The organism is Azotobacter beijerinckii, assembly GCF_900110885.1.
Lineage (GTDB): Bacteria > Pseudomonadota > Gammaproteobacteria > Pseudomonadales > Pseudomonadaceae > Azotobacter > Azotobacter beijerinckii.
In genome coordinates this window covers 24,593-41,701 of record NZ_FOFJ01000031.1, presented here as the reverse complement: position 1 = coordinate 41,701, position 17,109 = coordinate 24,593, and the positions used below count along the sequence as shown (strand labels likewise).

Genomic DNA, 17,109 nt, shown 5'->3' with positions numbered 1-17,109 from the left:
CCGGCTCGGTGCGGCTGACTTTGTCGTACAGCGCCGCCAGCGATACGGGCAGGTGGTCCATCTGGCGCGCGGCGGCATGCAGCGAAGGGCGCAGCCCCAGGGAAACCAGCGACATCAGCTCGACGACGGTGGAAAACAGCAGCTCCCGGGGATACTGGCGCTGCCGGTTGGTCTCGAACACTTCGTCGACCCAGGCAGCCGGCATCGCCCGTTCCAACACCAGCCGTGCCATGACGCTGGCCGGTGCCTGCTTCTCGAATCGCGCCAGAATCTCGTCCCACACCGCCTTGCCCTCTTGATGGTTTTAGGGAAGGGAGTTTACGTAAAGACCTTGAAAGGGGTGGGTCATACAGGCCGTGCGGTTCGAGCACGGCGACGAAGGTGGCGTCGCGGGCGTTCTCCAGGCGCTCGATCAGCACCGGCTCGCGGCGCAGGTTGAAGTTCGGGTCGTTGGCGCCGCTCTCGGCCAGGATGAGCTTCGCCCCCGCAGGCGGCAGCAGGCGGTAGGTATAGAAGCGCCGGCCGTTGAGCCAGGTCAGCGTCGCGTTGCCGGCCTCCGGGGTTCCAATCGCATCCACCCAGAGGTGCTGGTAGCCGTTGGCTTGGCCGAGTACCGGCCGCTCCGTCGGCTTGGACTGGAGCGGAAAGCCCACCGCGGTGATCTGTCCCGCGTAGTGCAGGGGCAGGTCGTACTGCGCCGGTCGGCTGCCGCTGACGCGCAGCAGGTCGATCACCACGGGGCCGGCCAGGCCCTCGATCAACAGCTGTGCCAGGGTCCGGCGAAAGCGCACGTCGGGGTAGGCGCCTTCCATGTCCGCAGTGCTCACCCGCGTCGTCCCGTCCGCCGAGAAGAACAGCTGCCGGGGCGCCAGCGTTTCGCCGACTTTCCACTGGCCGTCGAAGTGGCTGGTCTCGTTGACCACCAGGGTGTTGTGGGCAACGGTCTGCTTGGCCCAGCTCTGGTTTTCCTTCAGGTAGCGGCCGCCTTCCTTGGATTCGACGTTGAGAAAGCGCGCCGACCCGTAGTCGGTGACGACCGGGGCGCCCTCGTCGTAGAGCAGCCAGTTCAGCTTGTCGAAATGCCCGTGCCCCATGCCCTGGGCGCTGTTCTTGGCGACCAGCACCTGGTCCCGGTTGCCCGGCCCGGCGCGCAGCACCGCAATGGCCCCCTGGTCGCCCTTGGGACCGTCGCGGAACAACTGCGAGGCGAAGGGAAAGGGCTGTGCCTTGCCCGCTGCCAGGTCGCGGGCGACCAGCAGCCCTTCGGGAGTGAGGGTAGTACGTCCCTGCCGGCGGGCGATGTCGAGGAAGGTCGGGTCGTGGGTCGCGGCGTAGCCGATGGCGATCGCCTGATAAAGCTCGTCGGTCTTCAGGCTCTTGTCGGGCAGGGCGTCGTTGAGCGGGAAGAAGTAGCCGTCGTGGGTGAGCTGGACGGTGGTGCGGATCGCCTTGGGTAGGATGCCGTCCCGGTAGGCGAAGATCCTGCGCTGCGGTTCGTTGGCCTCGATCGCCTGGGCGAAGACCACGAAGGGCAGGAGGGCATAGCGCTGGTAATAGGGGCCTTCGGTGTAATAGCCGTCGGGCGAGAAGAGCTGGTCGATCTGGCGCAGGAAGCCGGTCCGGCCGCTGCGGTCGAGTCCGGTCAGGGCCTTGGCCACCAGTTCGTCGTCGCGCAACAGGTAGCCGGTCATGCCGACCGCGGCGCAGGCCCAGGTCGCGTGGTTGTGGATCAGCTCGAAGACCTGCGGCTGGCCTTCGGAAAGAAAGGCCGCCATCGGGCGAAAAACCCGGTCGTCGATGGTCTGGCGGTCCTCGGCCGAGAGGCTGTCGCGGATCGCGGCGTAACCCTGCACCGCATAGACCAGCCAGACGCTGTCGTTGAGGCTCTGCCAGAACAGCCGCCCCGGCGCGTCGCCGCTCGCGGCCGGGTGCGGCCCGAGGGTCGGATAGAGCGTGGCGTATTCCAGCAGCAGGCGTCGCGCGTAGTCGGCGTAGGCCGCCTCCCCGGTGATCCGGTACAAGAGGCCGGCGCCGTAGAGCGCCATGTAGTTGCGCTTGTGCTGTTCGTGGCTGAAGCCGCCGCCGGGGTCTTTGGGCACCGGCACCGCGATTCCGGCGCGCCTGGCCGCCTCGACCAGCGCGGTCATGCGCTGCTGCTCGCCGGCGAACAGCGGGTAATCGCCGCGGATCGACCGCGCTCCGGCATCGAACGGCACGGGGCCGGCGCTGCCTGCCTCCGGGGCCGTTGCCCGGGCCTGTCCGGAAAGCAGCAGGGCGGCGATCAGGCCCAGCGTGGTTGGCAGTCTTTGCATCGGCGGTCTTCCTTCATGTCGGGTGGTTCAGCCGGTGTCGGTTCGGGCCGGCTGGCGTGACGGCCGTCGGGGCGGCCTTTGCCTTAGAGGGCCACGAGGCATCGGGTTCCCTTGCCGGCGTATCCGGCGGGACGGTCCATCCGCCGGCAATTCGACCTCGCTGCCTCGCTATGGGACGTTCGTGCCGTCAAGGACGGGAATCCCGGGTCCGTTTTCTCCGCTGGTGTGCCATCATGCCGCACCGTAAAGTGCCCACCCCGACCGCCGCGCCCCCGGCTGTCCCGCGTGCCGCTCCCGATTCCGCTGCCGCCGACGATTTCGTCGGCATGCCGGCCATCGCCAGGGCGCCGCGGGATGAGATTCCGCGCGGCGTTCGGGGTATGTTCGGTTCTACAGCCTTCGGGAGCTTCCAGCAGTCATGACCAACCCCCTCCATTTCGATCTGCAGTCGCTGCGGGTGTTTCTGCTGGCTGCCGAGCTGGGCAGCCTGACCCGGGCGGCCGAGCGCGCCCACCTCACCCTGTCGGCGGTGAGCAAGCGGATCTGCGATCTGGAAAAGACCATCGACTGCCCGCTGTTCGTCCGCCAGCCGCGCGGGCTCGAGCTGACCCCGGCCGGCCGGGAACTCCTGGAGCACGCCCGCACCATTCTCGACGACGTCAACCGCATGGCTGCCGACATCGGCGAGTTCGCCGTGGGCGTGCGCGGCCATCTGCGGCTGTGGGCCAACACCTCGGCGGTGCTGCAGTTCCTGCCGCGCGACCTGGCCGCCTTCCTCGCCGAGCGGCCGCAGGTACGCATCAACCTGGAGGAGCGGCTGAGCGAGGAGATCGTCGCGGCGCTGGACAGCGGGCGGATCGATATCGGGGTGCTCGCCGACAACGTGCCGGCGCCGACCCTGGAGCTGCGGCCCTACCGGCAGAGCCGGCTGGTCCTGCTGGTGCCGGTCGGCCACCCGCTGGCCAAGTTCGGCAGGATCGCCTTCGTCGACACCCTGGCCTACGACCACATCGGCCTCGCCCACGGCACCTCCTTGCTGCGGCTGCTGATCGACTCCGCGGTGACCGCGCAGCGCATCCTCCGCCTGCGCATGCAGGTGGGCAGCTTCGACGCGATCAGCCGGATGGTCGAGGCCGGGCTGGGGATCGGCGTAGTGCCCGAGGCGGCGGTGCGCGACGAGCGCCTGGCGGACGGCCTGCGCGCCATCCCGCTGACCGACGACTGGGCCAGCCGCACCCTGTGGATCGGCGTGAAGTCGGAAGAGGCGTTGCTGCCCGAGGCGCGCGAGCTGTGGCGGTTCCTCCTGCGCGAAGAGGCCTGAGGCTTTTGCCGGGCGCCTACAGGGTGCCCTCCCAGCCGCCGCCCAGCGCCTTGTAGAGCGCCACCAGACTGATCGACACCGCCTCGTCGCTGCGAATCCGCTGCTCCTCGGTGGCCAGCAGGTCGCGCTGCGCATTGAGCACGTTGAGAAAGTCCACGGCGCCGGCCAGGTACTGCTGGCGGGCGTTGCCCAGCGCCGTTTCGTTCTGCCCGACCGCCTCGACCAGCTTGAGCTGGCGCTGCTGGCTGGCGCCGTAGGCGCTCAGGGCGTCGTCGACCTCGTGCCAGGCCTTGAGCACCGTGCGCCGGTAGGCGATGGCGGCCTCCTGCTGCCGGGCCTCGCGCAGCGCCAGCCGGCCCTTCAGGCGCCCGCCCTCGAAGATCGGCAGGTAGAGGCTGGGGCCGATGGCGAACAGGTGGTTGGTCCACTCGAAGGGGACGAACTGCGACGACTCGAAGCCGAAGCTGCCGGTCAGGGTGATCTGCGGGTAGAAGTCGGCCTGTGCCGCGCCGATGCCGGCGGTGGCGGCGTGCAGGCGGGCCTCGGCCTCGCGGATGTCCGGCCGGCGGCGGGCCAGCTCCGCGGGCAGGCCGATCGGCACCGCCTGCGGCGGCACCGGAATGCCGCGCACCGGCTGCAGCTCGGCGCGCAGCGCATCGGGCATGCCGCCGACCAGGAAGCTCAGGGCGTTGATCAGGCGCGCCTGCTCTTCAAGGCTGGCCGGCAGGTGCGCCTCGATGGTGGCGAGCTGGCCCGCGGCCTGGGCGATCTCCAGGTTGGTCGCCATGCCGTTGGCCAGGCGGATGCGGGTCAGCTCGAGATGGCGCCGGGCGATCTCCTGGTTCTTGCGGATCAGCGCCTCGTTGGCCTGCTCGCCGCGCAGCCGGATGTAATGGTGCGCCGTCTCGGCCAGCACCAGCACCAACACGTCACGGCGGGTTTCCTCGCTGGCCTCGAGCAGGGCGTCGGCTTCCTCGATGTGCCGGCTGATCCGCCCCCACAGGTCGGGCTCCCAGGAGGCGTCCAGGGTCGCCCGCGAATGGTTGAAGTCCTGCTTGCCTTCCCGGCCCGAATAGTCGACCCGCCCCGAGTTGGAGTTGCGCTGGTGCAGCGCGAAGCCGTTGGCGTCCAGCGTCGGCAGGGCTTCGCCGCCGGCGATCCGGCGCAGCGCCCGGCTCTGCTGCAGGCGGGTGCCGGCGCTCAGCAGGTCGAGGTTCTGCGCGACGACCCGTGCCTGCAGCGCCGACAGCTGCGGGTCGTCGAACAGGTTCCACCACTGGGGATCGAGGGGCTGCGGGGTCGTCCGGCGGTAGACCGAGCGCTCCGGCGCCTCGCTCCAGTCGGCCGTGGCCTCCCCGGGCGGTGCGGAAAAGTCCGGGCCGAGCACCGTGCAGCCGGTGAGCGCCAGCCCGGAGAGCAGCAGGGCGGGCAGGGCCTTCATGGCCGCAGCCCCTGGCCGCCCGCGGGCGTCGTGCCGGTCCGGGTGTCGATGGTGGCGACCACCGACATGCCGACCCGCAGCTTCTCCAGCAGCGGCTGGCCGGGTTCGAGGAGGATCTTCACCGGGATGCGCTGGACGATCTTGGTGAAGTTGCCGGTGGCGTTGCTCGGCGCGATCGGCGCGAAGCTCAGGCCGCTGGCCGGCGCCACGCTGTCCACGTGACCGCGCAGCTCGGCATCGGGAAAGGTGTCGACCCGCACGCTGACCGGCTGCCCGGCCGCCACCTGGGTCAGCTGGGTTTCCCGGAAGTTGGCCACCACGTAGGCGCTCTGCAGCGGCACCACGGCGAGCAGCGCCTGGCCCGGCTTGACGTAGGCGCCGACCCGCACCGCGCGCTGGCCGACCATGCCGTCGAGCGGCGCGAGGATCTCGGTATAGGACAGCCGGAGCCGGGCCTGCTCGAGTTCGGCTTCCCGGCGCTGCAGGTTGCCCTGCGCTTCGTCGCGCCCGGCCTGCAGCACCGCCACCTGTTTCTGCGCGGTGGCCAGCGTCGCCTCGGCCCGGTCGAGCCGGGCCTGGCTGGTGCCGATCCGCGAGCGCGCCTGCTGGGCCAGCTGCAGACTGCCGGCGCCCTCGCGCGCGAGGTTCTCGTGGCGGGTCAGCTCCTGGCGGGCGAAGGTGTGCTCGGCCCGGTCGGCCGCGACCTGGGCCTGCGCTGCGGCGATCCGCGACTGCTGCTGTTCGAGGTCGGCCGCCAGCCGCTGCAACTGGGCGCGGGCGGCGAGCACCGCGGCCGCGGCCGCGGCCTCGGCGGCCTGGTAGTCGCGCGGGTCGATGCGCACCAGCGGCTGGCCCTTGCGGACGATCTGGTTGTCCTCCACCAGGAGTTCGACGATCTGCCCCGAGACCTTGGGCGCGACCAGGGTGAAGTCGGCGCGCACATAGGCGTTGTCGGTGCTCTGCCGGTCGGTCGGGCGCAGCAGGCGGAAGCCCAGGTAGCCGAGCAGGGCAATCGCCAGGACGGCGACCAGCGCCAGGGAGGTCCGGCGCGAAATTTGAAGCGACATGGCAGTACCTCGTTACGAAGCGGGGGCAGCGGAGCGCGGCGGATGGATGCGCAAGGGAAGAATCGAGGTCAGCGCCAGCACCAGCAGCGCCAGACTGCTGGCAGCCAGGAAGATGTCCGCTACGGTGAGCACCGTCACTTGCTCCTGCAGCTGGCGCGACACCACCTCGAGCAACTCGCTCCTGCCGAGGTTCGGCAGGGTTGCCTGCAGTTGGCTCAGGTGCGCCTCCAGCACTTGCATGGAGTCGCCCAACTGCCCCACCAGCACATCGGAATGGAAGCGTCCGCGCTCGGTGAGCAGGAGGTTGACCAGGGCGGTTCCCAGCACCGACGACAGCGCCCGCGTGGTGTTGAACCAGGACGAGGCGAACACCCCCTCGGCCGGCGTCACGGCGCTGGTCGCCAGCATCAGGATCGGAATGATCGCCATCGGCTGGCCGACGATCTGCAGTGCCATCAGCAGGTAGAAGTTCTCCCGCGTCCACTCGCCGGTGACGAAACTGAAGCCCAGGCAGGACGCTGCGCAGCACAGTGCGCCAGCCACCAGCACCCAGCGGCAGTCGATCCGCGGGCTGTTGCACAGTGCGGCCACCAGGACCAGCGCCAGCAGCTGCGGCAGGGCGACCAGCAGGGTCAGCGGAGCGCTCTGCAACGGGCGATACTCGTGCAGCTCGGCCAAATACCTGTTCGGAAGGCCGATGATCACGCTCATCATCACCAGGATGCAGACCAGGGCGATCAGCCCGAAGGTGAAGTTGCGCCGCTTGAGAAGGTCCAGGCGGAAGAACGGCGCCGGATGGGTCCATTCGTTGAGGAGGAAGGCCACCAGCAGGCCGCCGCCACCGATCAGCAGGGTGCCGATCAGGGGCGACTCGAACCAGTCGTACTTGTCCCCCTGCAGCAGCCCGACGACCAGGGCGGCGAGTGCCGGCACTCCCGTCAGCAAGCCGACCGTATCGAACGTCCGGAAGCGCTCCAGGTGCAGCGGGTCCTGCGGCAGGCCGTAGCCGACCGCGCTACAGCAGATCAGGCACAGGGGGATGGCCTGCCAGAAGGCCCATTCCCAACCGGCGTACTCGGTCCACAGGGCCGCCAGCGGCAAGGCGAGGTTCGGCGTGAAGGTGGCGGTCAGCGCATAGGCGCCCAGCCCGTAGAGGCGAACGTCCAGCGGCAGAAAGCGCAGCGCCACGGTCATCAGCATCGGCGGTATGCAGCCGCCCATCAGGCCCTGCAGGATGCGCAGCGCGTACAGGCTTTCCAGGTTGGGCGCAAAGGGGCAGAGCCAGCCGAGAAAGGCGAAGGCGACGATGGCGAACATCGTGAAGCGGCGGATCGAGAAGGTATACGAGCACCACGGCGCGAAGGCCATGCCGATCACCCCGGCGGCCGCATACAGCACGGTCAGCCAGGTGCCTTCGTCGTAACCGATGGACAGGGCACCCTTGATGTCCATCAGGGCGTTCGCCGTCACGTATTCGTTGAGTCCGGCGGTGAACGAGGCGATCAGCACGCCGACCAGCCCGATGGTCAGGCGCAGGTCCAGGGTGTTCGATGCCGCAGCGGGAGCAGCCATCTCGTACCTCCTGAGCGGGCGCCCGCGCTGCTCGCCGGCTCGGCGAGGTCAGACGAAACCCCCGGTGAATCATTGGATTGCGCGAATTCTAGGGGCTCGTCTATGTTGCGAAAATTGAAATAAACAGAACTGACGATTGCGTCTGGCGCACTGATCGATGCAGCCCTCAACGACGGGGATGAACGTGCCCACGCTCCTGCGTGGGCACGTTGCAGGGGACGCTTCGGCGCTCCCGGGGGGCCGGAGCGTCCGGCCCAGGGCTCCCACGCAGGAGCGCAGGAGCGTGGGAGCCATCAAAACGGGTCGGGGCGTCGGAGGCGGCGTCCCGCGCTCAGACGAGCGGGGCGGAGCTGGCGCACAGATCCAGGCAGACCTGGGCGACCGTGCGGCGTAGCCAGCGGTGGGCGACGTCGTTGTCGAAGCGCGGATGCCAGGCCTGGATCACCTCGAAGGGTTTCAGCGGCAGCGGAATGGCGAACTGGCGCAGCCCCAGGCCCAGGCGCTCGAGGCGCCACAGCGCATGCTCGGGGATCGGCAGCAGCAGGTCGGACTCCAGCAGGCAGAAGATGGTGCCGTGGAAGGACGGGGTGACCAGCCGCACGTCGCGCTGCAGGCCGAGCTTTTCCAGTTCCTCGTCGATCGGCCCGCAGGCGCGGCCGCGCCGCGACACGCTGACCTGCGGGTAGGCGGCGAAGCGCTCGGGGCTGATCTCGCCGTCGAACAGCGGATGGTCGCGCCGCGCCAGGCCGACGAAGCGGGTCGAGAACAGCCGCTGGGTCTTCGCCTCGGGCTCCAGCCCCGGCAGCGCGCCGATGAACAGGTCGATGCGGTTGCGGCGCAGCGCCGCGTCGTCGTGCTCGACCTCGGGAACGAAGCGCAATGTGCAGCGCGGCGCCTCGCGGCCGAGTTCCTGCAGCAGCCGGGCGGCCATGTCGCCGACCAGCACGTTGTTGGCGCGCAGGGTGAAGCAGCGCTCCAGGCCGGCCAGGTCGAAATGCTCGCCGCTGTGGAACAGTCGGGTGGCCTGCTCGACCAGCTGGCGCACCTGCTCCTGCAGCTCCAGGGCGCGCGGCGTCGGCACCAGGTTGCGGCCGGCGCGGACCATGATCGGATCGCCCACCGCCTCGCGGATGCGCCCCAGGGTGCGGCTCATCGCCGGCGCGCTGAGGTGCATGCGCCGCGCCGCCGCCACCACGCTGCCTTCTTCGAGCAGGACGTTGAGGGCAACCAGCAGGTTCAGATCGGGCAGGGACATGGCGGACTCCGGGCGGGACGGCCCCCATGCTTGCCAAATCCGCCGCCCCCGGCAAGGATTAAGCCGGGCGCCACGCCCCAGGAGACGCCGATGATCGACCACCTGGACCACTTAGTACTGACCGCCACCGATCCGCAGGCCACCACGTATACGCAGGTACTCGGCATGCACCTGGAAACCTTCGGCAACGGCCGGGTGGCCTTCCGCTTCGGCAGCCAGAAGATCAACCTGCACGTGCGCGGCCGCGAGTTCGAACCCAAGGCGCACCTGCCGGTGTGGACCTGTGCTTCATCGCCAGCCAGCCGCTGGAGGCGGTGATCGCCCACCTGCAGCGGATGAACTGGCCGGTCGTCGAGGGACCGGTGATGCGCACCGGGGCGACCGGGCCGATCCGCTCGATCTATCTGCGCGACCCGGACCTCAACCTGATCGAGATTTCCGAACCGGCGTCCTGACCCGAAGGGGGTGGGGATGGCCACGGGCGACAGCCGCTAGACTCCGGGCAATCCTTCGGACTCTACACAGAGACGACCCCATGACCGCCCGCACCCTGCTGCTGACCGCCCTCGCCATGCTGGCCTTCGCCGGCAACTCGCTGCTCTGCCGCCTGGCCCTCAGGGACACCGCCATCGACGCCGCCAGCTTCACCGGCGTGCGCATCCTCGCCGGCGCGCTGACCCTCTGGCTGCTGCTGCGCCTCGGCTCCGGGCCGGGCCGGGCGGGCGGCAGCTGGTCCGGCGCCGTCGCGCTGTTCGTCTACGCCGCCGGCTTCTCCTTCGCCTACCTGCAGCTGGATGCCGGCGTCGGCGCCCTGCTGCTGTTCGGCGCGGTGCAGCTCGGCATGGTCCTGTACGGCCTGCAGCGCGGCGAGCGCCTCGGCCCCTGGGCGAGCCTCGGCCTGCTGCTCGCCCTCGCCGGGCTGGTGACCCTGCTGCTGCCGGGGGCCCACGCGCCGGCACCGGGCAGCGCCGCGCTGATGCTGCTCGCCGGCCTGGCCTGGGCGGTCTATTCGCTGCTCGGCCGCGGCGCCACCGATCCGCTGGCCGCCACCGCCGGCAACTTCGTCCGTGCCGTTCCCCTGGCCCTGGGGCTCGGCCTGCTCCTGCTGGCGCAGCGCGAGCCGGACCCGCTGGGACTGTTCTATGCGCTGCTCTCCGGCGCGCTGACCTCGGGGCTCGGCTACGCCGTCTGGTACAGCGCCCTGAGCGGCCTCGGCGCCCTGCAGGCGGCGACCGTCCAGCTCAGCGTGCCGATCCTCGCCGCCCTGGCCGGCGCCCTGCTGCTCGGCGAAGCCCTGACCCTGCGCCTGGGCCTCGCGTCCCTGGCCGTGCTCGGCGGCATCGCTCTGGTGCTGACGGCGGAGCGTCCCGTTCCGAGCGTGCAGCGGGAGGCCTGAGGGGCGGGCATCGAGCGGTAGGGTGGCAAAACCCGCGCAGCGGTTTGCCCGCGCTGGATTTCCAGACAAATTCGCGCGGCGCCCCGCTTACCTCGACGGCCCGGCAGGATGGGCGAGGAAGAAGCGCAGCATTTCCTTGCTCGCATCCGGACCCCGAGGATCGGTATAGGAGCCGCGGGCGCTGCCCCCGGACCAGGCATGACCCGCACCGTGAATCGTCCATTGCTCGACGTGCGGCGAGCCGCTCGGGTGATGGTAGAGGGTGCGGGTGTAGGCATGCCCGTTCGGCACCTGGCCCCGTTCCACGTTCACATCCGGGTTCGCGCCGGTTTTCGGCTGGGCGGCGTGGCGGGAAGCGGTCGGCGCAAACTGGACGATCACCTGGTCGCCATTGCCGGGATGCACCGTCGTATCCTGGTCGCCGTGGAAGACGATGATCGGCACCGGACATGCGGGCGCCCGGTCCTTTCCGGCGGGTCCGGCGCCGCTGGCGCCCTGCTGCATGGCGGCGAACGCGGAAGGCAGGTCGTGCGCGGCCGCGTGGGGCAGCCCGGAATGGACGCCGGCCGCGGCATACAGGTCGGGGTGGGTCATCGCCATCGTCGTGGCCATGGCGCCGCCGGCCGACAGACCGGCGACGTAGATGCGCCGCGGATCGGCCTGGTAGCGTGCCGCGACGTCGCGCGTCATGCCGGCGATCAGCGACGGCTCGCCCTGGTCGGCGCGCTGGTCCGCCGGATTGAACCAGTTCCAGCACTTCGAGCAATTCGCCGCGCTCGACTGGGCCGGATAGAGCACCAGGCAGGGCTCCTGCTCGGCGAGTTCGTTCATGCGGGTGCCGGCGGCAAAGTCGTCCGGGCTTTGCGTGCAGCCATGCAGCATGACGATCAGGGGCAACGGCTGCCCCTCATGGCCGCTCGGGACATACAGCTTGTAGCTGCGGGTACCCGCCGGGTTGCTGTACGAGCCGGCAATGAACCGGGCGCCCTCGGGTATCGCCTCGGGTGCTGGCCGGGGGAGGGTCGGTTCGAAGACCGGTGCCGGTCCGCGGAACCTGGCCAGTTTCTCGCGCAAGGCCGCAGCGAGGCGCGACGAGAAGAGCGGTTCGCCGACGGTCTCGGGCGCCTCCCGGCCGCCTGCCGCGTCCCGCTCGGCGTCTGGCGCCGTGCTGGCCGGGGCAAACGGGCCGCTATCGATGACGCGGAAGCTGCCTTCGATCACCGTTCCCCCGGCATTGTCCTGCGGGCAGGCCTGGGCCGCGGGCCGTGGCGCCGGGCGGCCCCCCAGCGTCCGCTGAATGAGCTCGGTGGCTTCGAGGAGCCGGCCGGAGCGCGTCAGTTGTGTGGCTTCGAGCAGGTCGGAATGGCGTTGTGCGTTCATGGTTCGAATCTCCTTGGGCCGCTCTTGCGGTCACCGGATTCGGTCCGCCAGGGCGGCCTTCACCGCGGCGCTGGCATGGAGCGCGCCGAGCACGACGATCGAATCGATCGTCGCCAGCGCGAGTTCGGGAGGCACATCCGTGGCAATGCTGGCCAGTCCCAGCACCTGGATCTGGAGCCGTTGTCCGGCGGCCTGCACGGCCTCCAGGTCGCGGCGGCTGTAGTGCTGCAGGCCGAGGACGAAGGTCTTGCGGGCGACCGTTTCGCGGATCACTTCGGCATGGGTCGCCAACTGATTGCGGATCGCCGTACGAATCAGATCGGTTCGATTCGAATAGAAGCCTTCCTGAACCAGCAGGTCGATCTGCCCGAGGTCGACGACCCCCAGGTTGATCGTGATCTTTTCCGTCGTGTCTCCGGCCTTCGGCCGCAGTTCGTGAATGCTCATCACCATCCCCTTGCCATCTGTATGGATGGTAGATTGGGCTGAACAACGGCCAAGTCAAGGCCGGACTCGAGGAACTCTCCCCAACGGTCGGGGCAGCGGACGAGCGGTACCCGCAGCCTCGGCCCGGCCGGCGCGTCGAGGACTGGATCGGTCCGGGCGCGTGACAGAGGAGCGGCGCCAGGTAATAAAATCCGTCCACTTTTCCCCATCAAGGAGCCCTTTCATGCGCGATCCCTTCCTCGTCCGTCTGTTCGGCGTCACGCTGGCCGCCGGCCTGCTGAGCGTGCTCTGGCGCGGCCTGCCGGACGCTTACGGCTGGCCCGGCGGCGCCCGGGACGCCGCGCCGCGGCTGGTCGAGGCCCGCGGCGACCTGGCGGCGGACGAAAAGGCCACCATCGCGCTGTTCGAGAGGTCCCGCGACTCGGTGGTGTTCATCACCACCAAGGCGCAGGTGATGGACGTCTGGACCCGCAACGTCTTTTCGGTGCCGCGCGGCACGGGCTCGGGGTTCATCTGGGACGATGCCGGGCATGTCGTCACCAACTTCCACGTGGTGCAAGGCGCCAGCGAGGCCACGGTCAAGCTGGCCGACGGGCGTAGCTTCAAGGCCAACCTGGTGGGGGCCTCCCGCGAGCACGACATCGCCGTGCTGAAGATCGGCGTGGACTTCAAGCGGCCGCCGCCGGTGCCTTTGGGGGCCAGTCACGATCTCAAGGTGGGCCAGAAGGTCTTCGCCATCGGCAACCCCTTCGGCCTGGACTGGACGCTGACCACGGGGATCGTCTCGGCCCTGGACCGCACCCTCTCGGGCGAGGGCGGCCCGGCGATCGACCACCTGATCCAGACCGACGCGGCGATCAACCCCGGCAACTCCGGCGGGCCGCTGCTGGACTCGGCCGGCCGGCTGATCGGCATCAACACCGCGATCTACAGCCCGAGCGGCGCCTCCGCCGGGATCGGCTTCGCGGTGCCGGTGGACACCGTCAACCGGGTCGTGCCCCAACTCATCCGGACGGGGAAATACGTGCAGCCCAGCCTGGGGGTCGAGGTGGACTCGGGATTGAACCAGCGCCTCGTCGAACTGAGCGGCATCGAAGGCGTCTTCATCCTCGGCGTGCCGCCGGGCTCGGCCGCCGAAGCGGCCGGGCTCGACGGGGCGAGCTTCACCCGCGACGGCGGCATCGTCCCCGGCGATGTCGTCACCGCCGTCGACGGCAAGACCGTCGCCTCGGTCGAGCAACTGCAGGCGATCTTGGACGACTACCAGGCCGGGAATCGGGTACGGCTTTCCGTCAAGCGCGGCGACAAGCAGCGCGAGGTCGAAGTGGCGTTGCAGCCGGGGGCGTGAGGGGCCGGCCGGGAGGGACAGTCATTATCTCCGAATTCAACCGCAAGCCCCGGAGTGTCCCGCCTTCTCCCGGGCGTTACAGTGCCTGCTGCAAACACGGGATGGGCGGCCACCACGTTGCGTAGGGCCGCAGGCGAGGCGAGATGAAAACCACGAGGCAATCGCGGGCGGCGCAGGTGCTGGGCGATCCGCGCTGGGCGGCGCTGCTGGCGCGCGATCCGCAGGCGGACGGGCGTTTCGTCTATTCGGTGAAGACGACGGGGGTGTACTGCCGGCCGAGCTGTCCGGCGCGGCGCGCCAGGCCGGAGAACGTCGCCTTCCATGCCAGCGCGGCGGAGGCCGAGCGGGCAGGCTTTCGGCCCTGCCGGCGCTGCCGGCCGGAGCGCGGGAGTCCGGCGCAGGCGCGGGCGGCGAAGGTCGCCGAACTCTGCCGCTTCATCGCGGCCGCCGAGCAGCCGCCGAGCCTGGACGAGCTGGCGCGGCAGGCGGGCTGGAGCCGCTGGCACCTGCAGCGCACCTTCAAGGCGCTGGTCGGGTTGACGCCCCGGGCCTATGCCGCGGCGCAGCGGGCCGGGCGGATGCGCCGTGAGCTGGCGCGCGGCGCGCCGGTGACCGAGGCGCTCTACGCGGCGGGCTACGGCTCCGGCGGGCGCTTCCATGCCGAGGCCGACCGGGTGCTGGGCATGACCGCCGGCCGTTACCGGAAGGGCGGCGCCGGCAGCACGATCCGCTTCGCGCTGGGCCAATGTTCGCTGGGGGCGATTCTGGTCGCGCAGAGCGAGCGCGGGGTCTGTGCGATCCTGCTGGGCGACGATCCCGAGGCGCTGCTGCGCGACGTGCAGGAGCGCTTTTCCGCGGCCGAGCTGATCGGCGGCGATGCCGCTTTCGAGCAACTGGTCGCCGAGGTGGTGGGCTTCGTCGAGGCGCCGCGGCTCGGTCTCGAGCTGCCGCTGGACATCCGTGGCACGGCCTTCCAGATGCGGGTGTGGGCGGTGTTGCGGCAGATTCCGCCGGGCACCACCCTCAGCTACGCCGAGGTGGCGCGGCTGGCCGGGGTGCCCAAGGCGGTACGCGCGGTGGCCCAGGCCTGCGCCGCCAACGCCCTGGCGGTGGCGATTCCCTGCCACCGGGTGGTGCGCAGCGACGGCGGACTGTCCGGCTACCGCTGGGGCGTGGAGCGCAAGCGCGCGCTGCTCGAACGGGAGGGGCGGGAATGAGGGACGGCGGGGGAGCTACGCTGTCCAGATCTTCCCCGGCAGGAGCGGCCCATGCCCTGGCAGACCTTCCCCCACGAAGCCGACATCGGCGTGCGCGGCAGCGGCGCGACCCTGGCCGAGGCCTTCGCCGGAGCGGCGACGGCACTGACCGCGGCGATCTGCGATCCGGCCACGGTGGCGCCGCGCGAGGCGCTGGCGGTCGAGTGCGACGCGCCGGACGTCGAGCTGCTATTGGTGGACTGGCTGAACGCGCTGATCTTCGCGATGGCCACCCGGCACCTGCTGTTCTCGCGCTTCGAGGTGGCCATCGACGGCAGCCGGTTGCATGCCACGGCCTGGGGCGAGCCGCTGGAGGTGGCGCGTCACCAGCCGGCGGCGGAGGCCAAGGGGGTGTCGCTCTGCGAACTCAAGGTGGTACGGCAGGCCGACGGCCAGTGGCTGGCGCAGGCGGTGGTGGACGTCTGAGCGGGCGTGGACGGGCGTCGCGGCCTGATGGCCGGGGCGCTCAACAGAGTGCCGAGCTGAATACCGGGTCGTTGTCCCGGTCGAAACGGACCAGCTTGCCGAGCGCATCGTCGGCCGCCTCGGTGGCGTCCGACAGCCGGGGGAAGTGCGCGCCCTCATAGACGAGGTGGAAACGGATCTCCACCGCGGGGATACGGGACTGGATGGCAACGAAGGCCAGGGCGTGGTCCCCGTTCATGCGGGCCTCGCTCCAGGCGACATGGTCTGGAAAATCGCGTCGTTTCATCACGGTTCCTCCGGAGTTGGGCACATCTCGACGTGAGAGTGCCCGTCCACTATCCCCCCTTTGCGGAACTGTGCGGGTGTTTCTGGCCGGGAACCGACGAAGGGGCGGGAAATCGCTCCTGCGGGGCGTTCCAGGTCAGCGAGAGCAGGTAGCGCCGGCCCTTCAGCAGGCCGCCGCTGCCGTAGTGGCGGTTGGGGTCCTGGCGGCTGCGCCCGTCGTTGGCATAGAGGCTGCCGTGGCCGGCGGTGAACACCTCGTCGAGGTACTTCTTCACCGTCCAGGGCGCGCCCATCCACCAGCCGGGCATCTGATAGATCAGGGCGTCGGCCCAGAGGATCTGGCGCACTTCGGCCTCGACGTCGTCGGTAGAAAATCGACGTAGGGCGGGTGCAACCCGCCAATTTCGGCGCGGCTCCACGCCATGTTCGGCGGGTTGCACCCGCCCTACGGGGTGCTCCGGCCGTGGGCGTCGCCGGCTCAGGCCGCGGCCGGCCAGTCGAGCAGGAAGGCGGGCCCATCGCCGTCGCGCAGGCGGCAGTCGAAGCGCGCCGATTCGCGGTTCAGGGTATCGCGCAGCCACTGGCGGTCCGCGTATTCGGCGTACTGGAGGCTGAACCGCCGCTGGCGGGTCGGCACCAGTTCCAGGGCCTGCAGGCGGCCCTCGCCGTCGAGGTCGGCGAAGTACAAGAGGCCCAGGTCGCCGCGCCAGATCTCGTGGTCGTCGATGCCTTCGTAGTCGTCGAGCAGGTCGCCGCAGCCGTAGAGGATCAGTCGCTGGCGGTAGACCTCGATGCCCTTGACGTGGTGCGAGGAGTGGCCGTGCAGCAGGTCGACGCCGGCCGCGTCGATCAGTGCGTGGGCGAAGCGCCGCTGTTCGGCGGGGATGCCGAACCCCCAGTTGCCGCCCCAGTGCAGGGCGACCACCACCCGGTCGCCGGGCCGCTTCGCCGCGCGGATGCAACGGGCCACCCGCTGCAGGCTCTCCGGCGAGAGATCCTCGAGACAGGCGACGCCCGGCTGCTGCTCGCCGGCCGCCCAGTGGAGTGGCACGCCGCAGTCGGGGCCGGCGAAGGCGAACACCAGCAGGCGCCCGCCGTCGGCCAGCGGCAGGATCGCCGGCGCCTCGGCGTGCCGGCGGTCCGTCCCGGCGCCGGCGTGGTACAGGCCAGCGGCGTCGAGGCTGTGCAGGGTGTCGAGCAGGCCCTCTTCGCCCCAGTCCAGCACATGGTTGTTGGCCAGCGTGCAGCAGTCGAGGCCGGCCGCGGCGAGCACCGGCAGGTTGGCCGGGTTCATCCGGTAGTTGATGCCCTTGGGCTGCGGCCAGCCGCGCGCGGTCACCGCGGTTTCCAGGTTGAGCAGGCGCACCTCCGGGCGGCGCCGCTCGAGTTCCGCGAGGGCCACGCCCCACACGTAGGCGAAGTTCGCCTGACGGGGAATCGGGCCGTTGCGCCGTTCGGCCAGCGCCACGTAGTCGTCGGCGGATCTGGCATAAGCTTCGTGGAGCAGGGGATCGCTGGGATGCGGCAGGATGCGGTCGATGCCGCGGGCGGTCATCAGGTCGCCGGCGAGAAAGAGCCTGGTGCGGGACATGCGCGTCTCCCG

13 protein-coding genes and 4 pseudogenes are annotated in these 17,109 nt (G+C 70.3%); 6 read left to right on the top strand and 11 right to left on the bottom strand.

All coding sequences use genetic code 11. From position 1 onward, the window contains the following. Nucleotides 1-232 (bottom strand): annotated as a pseudogene (locus BMY22_RS15190) (IS4 family transposase); the annotation flags it as partial. 283 nt (nucleotides 233-515) lie between these two features. Next, nucleotides 516-2,045: pseudogene (locus tag BMY22_RS15185) on the bottom strand (alginate lyase family protein); the annotation flags it as partial. A gap of 685 nt (nucleotides 2,046-2,730) precedes the next feature. On the opposite strand from BMY22_RS15185, the gene BMY22_RS15180 reads away from it, so the two are divergent. Next, nucleotides 2,731-3,633, top strand: a complete 903-nt coding sequence (locus BMY22_RS15180) for a LysR substrate-binding domain-containing protein (protein ID WP_090623510.1) — start codon at nucleotides 2,731-2,733, stop codon at nucleotides 3,631-3,633. 16 nt (nucleotides 3,634-3,649) lie between these two features. Here BMY22_RS15180 and BMY22_RS15175 read toward each other — a convergent pair whose 3' ends face one another. The 4 genes from BMY22_RS15175 to BMY22_RS15160 all read right to left on the bottom strand — a co-directional run bounded on the left by BMY22_RS15175 (nucleotide 3,650) and on the right by BMY22_RS15160 (nucleotide 8,968). Beyond that, the gene (locus BMY22_RS15175; RefSeq protein ID WP_090623507.1) at nucleotides 3,650-5,074 is read right to left on the bottom strand and encodes an efflux transporter outer membrane subunit; all 1,425 of its coding nucleotides are present in this window, start codon (nucleotides 5,072-5,074) and stop codon (nucleotides 3,650-3,652) included. Next, entirely contained in the window at nucleotides 5,071-6,141 is a 1,071-nt protein-coding gene (locus tag BMY22_RS15170; RefSeq protein ID WP_090623505.1) for an HlyD family secretion protein, read from the bottom strand. Before BMY22_RS15170 ends, BMY22_RS15175 begins: the two co-directional genes overlap by 4 nt. Nucleotides 6,142-6,153: 12 nt before the next feature. Then, a complete protein-coding gene (locus BMY22_RS15165) occupies nucleotides 6,154-7,713 on the bottom strand; it encodes an MFS transporter (protein ID WP_090623503.1) in 1,560 nt (519 codons plus the stop codon). Between the two features lie 331 nt (nucleotides 7,714-8,044). Beyond that, nucleotides 8,045-8,968, bottom strand: coding sequence for a LysR family transcriptional regulator (locus BMY22_RS15160; protein ID WP_090623500.1), 924 nt, complete (start codon nucleotides 8,966-8,968; stop codon nucleotides 8,045-8,047). Between the two features lie 90 nt (nucleotides 8,969-9,058). Here BMY22_RS15160 and BMY22_RS15155 point away from each other — a divergent pair. Both BMY22_RS15155 and BMY22_RS15150 read left to right on the top strand, forming a co-directional pair. Next, nucleotides 9,059-9,423: pseudogene (locus BMY22_RS15155) on the top strand (VOC family protein). A gap of 80 nt (nucleotides 9,424-9,503) precedes the next feature. Further along, nucleotides 9,504-10,364 (top strand): EamA family transporter, encoded by an 861-nt coding sequence (locus tag BMY22_RS15150; RefSeq protein WP_090623498.1) that lies wholly within the window; start codon nucleotides 9,504-9,506, stop codon nucleotides 10,362-10,364. 87 nt (nucleotides 10,365-10,451) lie between these two features. Here BMY22_RS15150 and BMY22_RS15145 read toward each other — a convergent pair whose 3' ends face one another. Beyond that, nucleotides 10,452-11,744, bottom strand: a complete 1,293-nt coding sequence (locus tag BMY22_RS15145) for an extracellular catalytic domain type 1 short-chain-length polyhydroxyalkanoate depolymerase (protein ID WP_090623495.1) — start codon at nucleotides 11,742-11,744, stop codon at nucleotides 10,452-10,454. Nucleotides 11,745-11,774: 30 nt separating this feature from the next. After that, nucleotides 11,775-12,197, bottom strand: coding sequence for a CopG family transcriptional regulator (locus BMY22_RS15140; protein ID WP_208599296.1), 423 nt, complete (start codon nucleotides 12,195-12,197; stop codon nucleotides 11,775-11,777). 217 nt (nucleotides 12,198-12,414) lie between these two features. Between BMY22_RS15140 and BMY22_RS15135 the strand changes: the two genes are divergently transcribed. The 3 genes from BMY22_RS15135 (at nucleotide 12,415) to BMY22_RS15125 (ending at nucleotide 15,221) form a co-directional block, all read left to right on the top strand. Continuing rightward, nucleotides 12,415-13,539, top strand: coding sequence for a S1C family serine protease (locus tag BMY22_RS15135; RefSeq protein ID WP_090623492.1), 1,125 nt, complete (start codon nucleotides 12,415-12,417; stop codon nucleotides 13,537-13,539). A gap of 143 nt (nucleotides 13,540-13,682) precedes the next feature. Continuing rightward, a complete protein-coding gene (ada, locus tag BMY22_RS15130) occupies nucleotides 13,683-14,756 on the top strand; it encodes a bifunctional DNA-binding transcriptional regulator/O6-methylguanine-DNA methyltransferase Ada (RefSeq protein ID WP_090623490.1) in 1,074 nt (357 codons plus the stop codon). A 51-nt stretch (nucleotides 14,757-14,807) separates the two neighbouring features. Continuing rightward, complete coding sequence (locus tag BMY22_RS15125) at nucleotides 14,808-15,221, top strand: archease (RefSeq protein ID WP_090623487.1); 414 nt, start codon at nucleotides 14,808-14,810, stop codon at nucleotides 15,219-15,221. A 40-nt stretch (nucleotides 15,222-15,261) separates the two neighbouring features. On the opposite strand, the gene BMY22_RS15120 is transcribed toward BMY22_RS15125, so the two are convergent. From BMY22_RS15120 to BMY22_RS15110, 3 genes and pseudogenes are all read right to left on the bottom strand, one after another. Beyond that, the gene (locus tag BMY22_RS15120; RefSeq protein ID WP_090623484.1) at nucleotides 15,262-15,507 is read right to left on the bottom strand and encodes a hypothetical protein; all 246 of its coding nucleotides are present in this window, start codon (nucleotides 15,505-15,507) and stop codon (nucleotides 15,262-15,264) included. Nucleotides 15,508-15,604: 97 nt separating this feature from the next. Next, a pseudogene (locus BMY22_RS25380) lies at nucleotides 15,605-16,003 on the bottom strand (NAD(P)H-dependent oxidoreductase); the annotation flags it as partial. After that, a complete protein-coding gene (locus BMY22_RS15110; protein ID WP_090623482.1) occupies nucleotides 15,985-17,097 on the bottom strand; it encodes a CapA family protein in 1,113 nt (370 codons plus the stop codon). The gene BMY22_RS15110 and the pseudogene BMY22_RS25380, both read right to left, overlap by 19 nt. Nucleotides 17,098-17,109 lie beyond the last annotated feature (12 nt).

Bases quoted from the DNA above. Each gene is read 5' to 3' on its own strand.
- BMY22_RS15180 (WP_090623510.1), top strand. From the start codon at position 2,731: ATGACCAACCCCCTCCATTTCGATCTGCAGTCGCTGCGGGTGTTTCTG.
- BMY22_RS15175 (WP_090623507.1), bottom strand. From the start codon at position 5,074: ATGAAGGCCCTGCCCGCCCTGCTGCTCTCCGGGCTGGCGCTCACCGGC.
- BMY22_RS15170 (WP_090623505.1), bottom strand. From the start codon at position 6,141: ATGTCGCTTCAAATTTCGCGCCGGACCTCCCTGGCGCTGGTCGCCGTC.
- BMY22_RS15165 (WP_090623503.1), bottom strand. From the start codon at position 7,713: ATGGCTGCTCCCGCTGCGGCATCGAACACCCTGGACCTGCGCCTGACC.
- BMY22_RS15160 (WP_090623500.1), bottom strand. From the start codon at position 8,968: ATGTCCCTGCCCGATCTGAACCTGCTGGTTGCCCTCAACGTCCTGCTC.
- BMY22_RS15150 (WP_090623498.1), top strand. From the start codon at position 9,504: ATGACCGCCCGCACCCTGCTGCTGACCGCCCTCGCCATGCTGGCCTTC.
- BMY22_RS15145 (WP_090623495.1), bottom strand. From the start codon at position 11,744: ATGAACGCACAACGCCATTCCGACCTGCTCGAAGCCACACAACTGACG.
- BMY22_RS15140 (WP_208599296.1), bottom strand. From the start codon at position 12,197: ATGGTGATGAGCATTCACGAACTGCGGCCGAAGGCCGGAGACACGACG.
- BMY22_RS15135 (WP_090623492.1), top strand. From the start codon at position 12,415: ATGCGCGATCCCTTCCTCGTCCGTCTGTTCGGCGTCACGCTGGCCGCC.
- ada (WP_090623490.1), top strand. From the start codon at position 13,683: ATGAAAACCACGAGGCAATCGCGGGCGGCGCAGGTGCTGGGCGATCCG.
- BMY22_RS15125 (WP_090623487.1), top strand. From the start codon at position 14,808: ATGCCCTGGCAGACCTTCCCCCACGAAGCCGACATCGGCGTGCGCGGC.
- BMY22_RS15120 (WP_090623484.1), bottom strand. From the start codon at position 15,507: ATGAAACGACGCGATTTTCCAGACCATGTCGCCTGGAGCGAGGCCCGC.
- BMY22_RS15110 (WP_090623482.1), bottom strand. From the start codon at position 17,097: ATGTCCCGCACCAGGCTCTTTCTCGCCGGCGACCTGATGACCGCCCGC.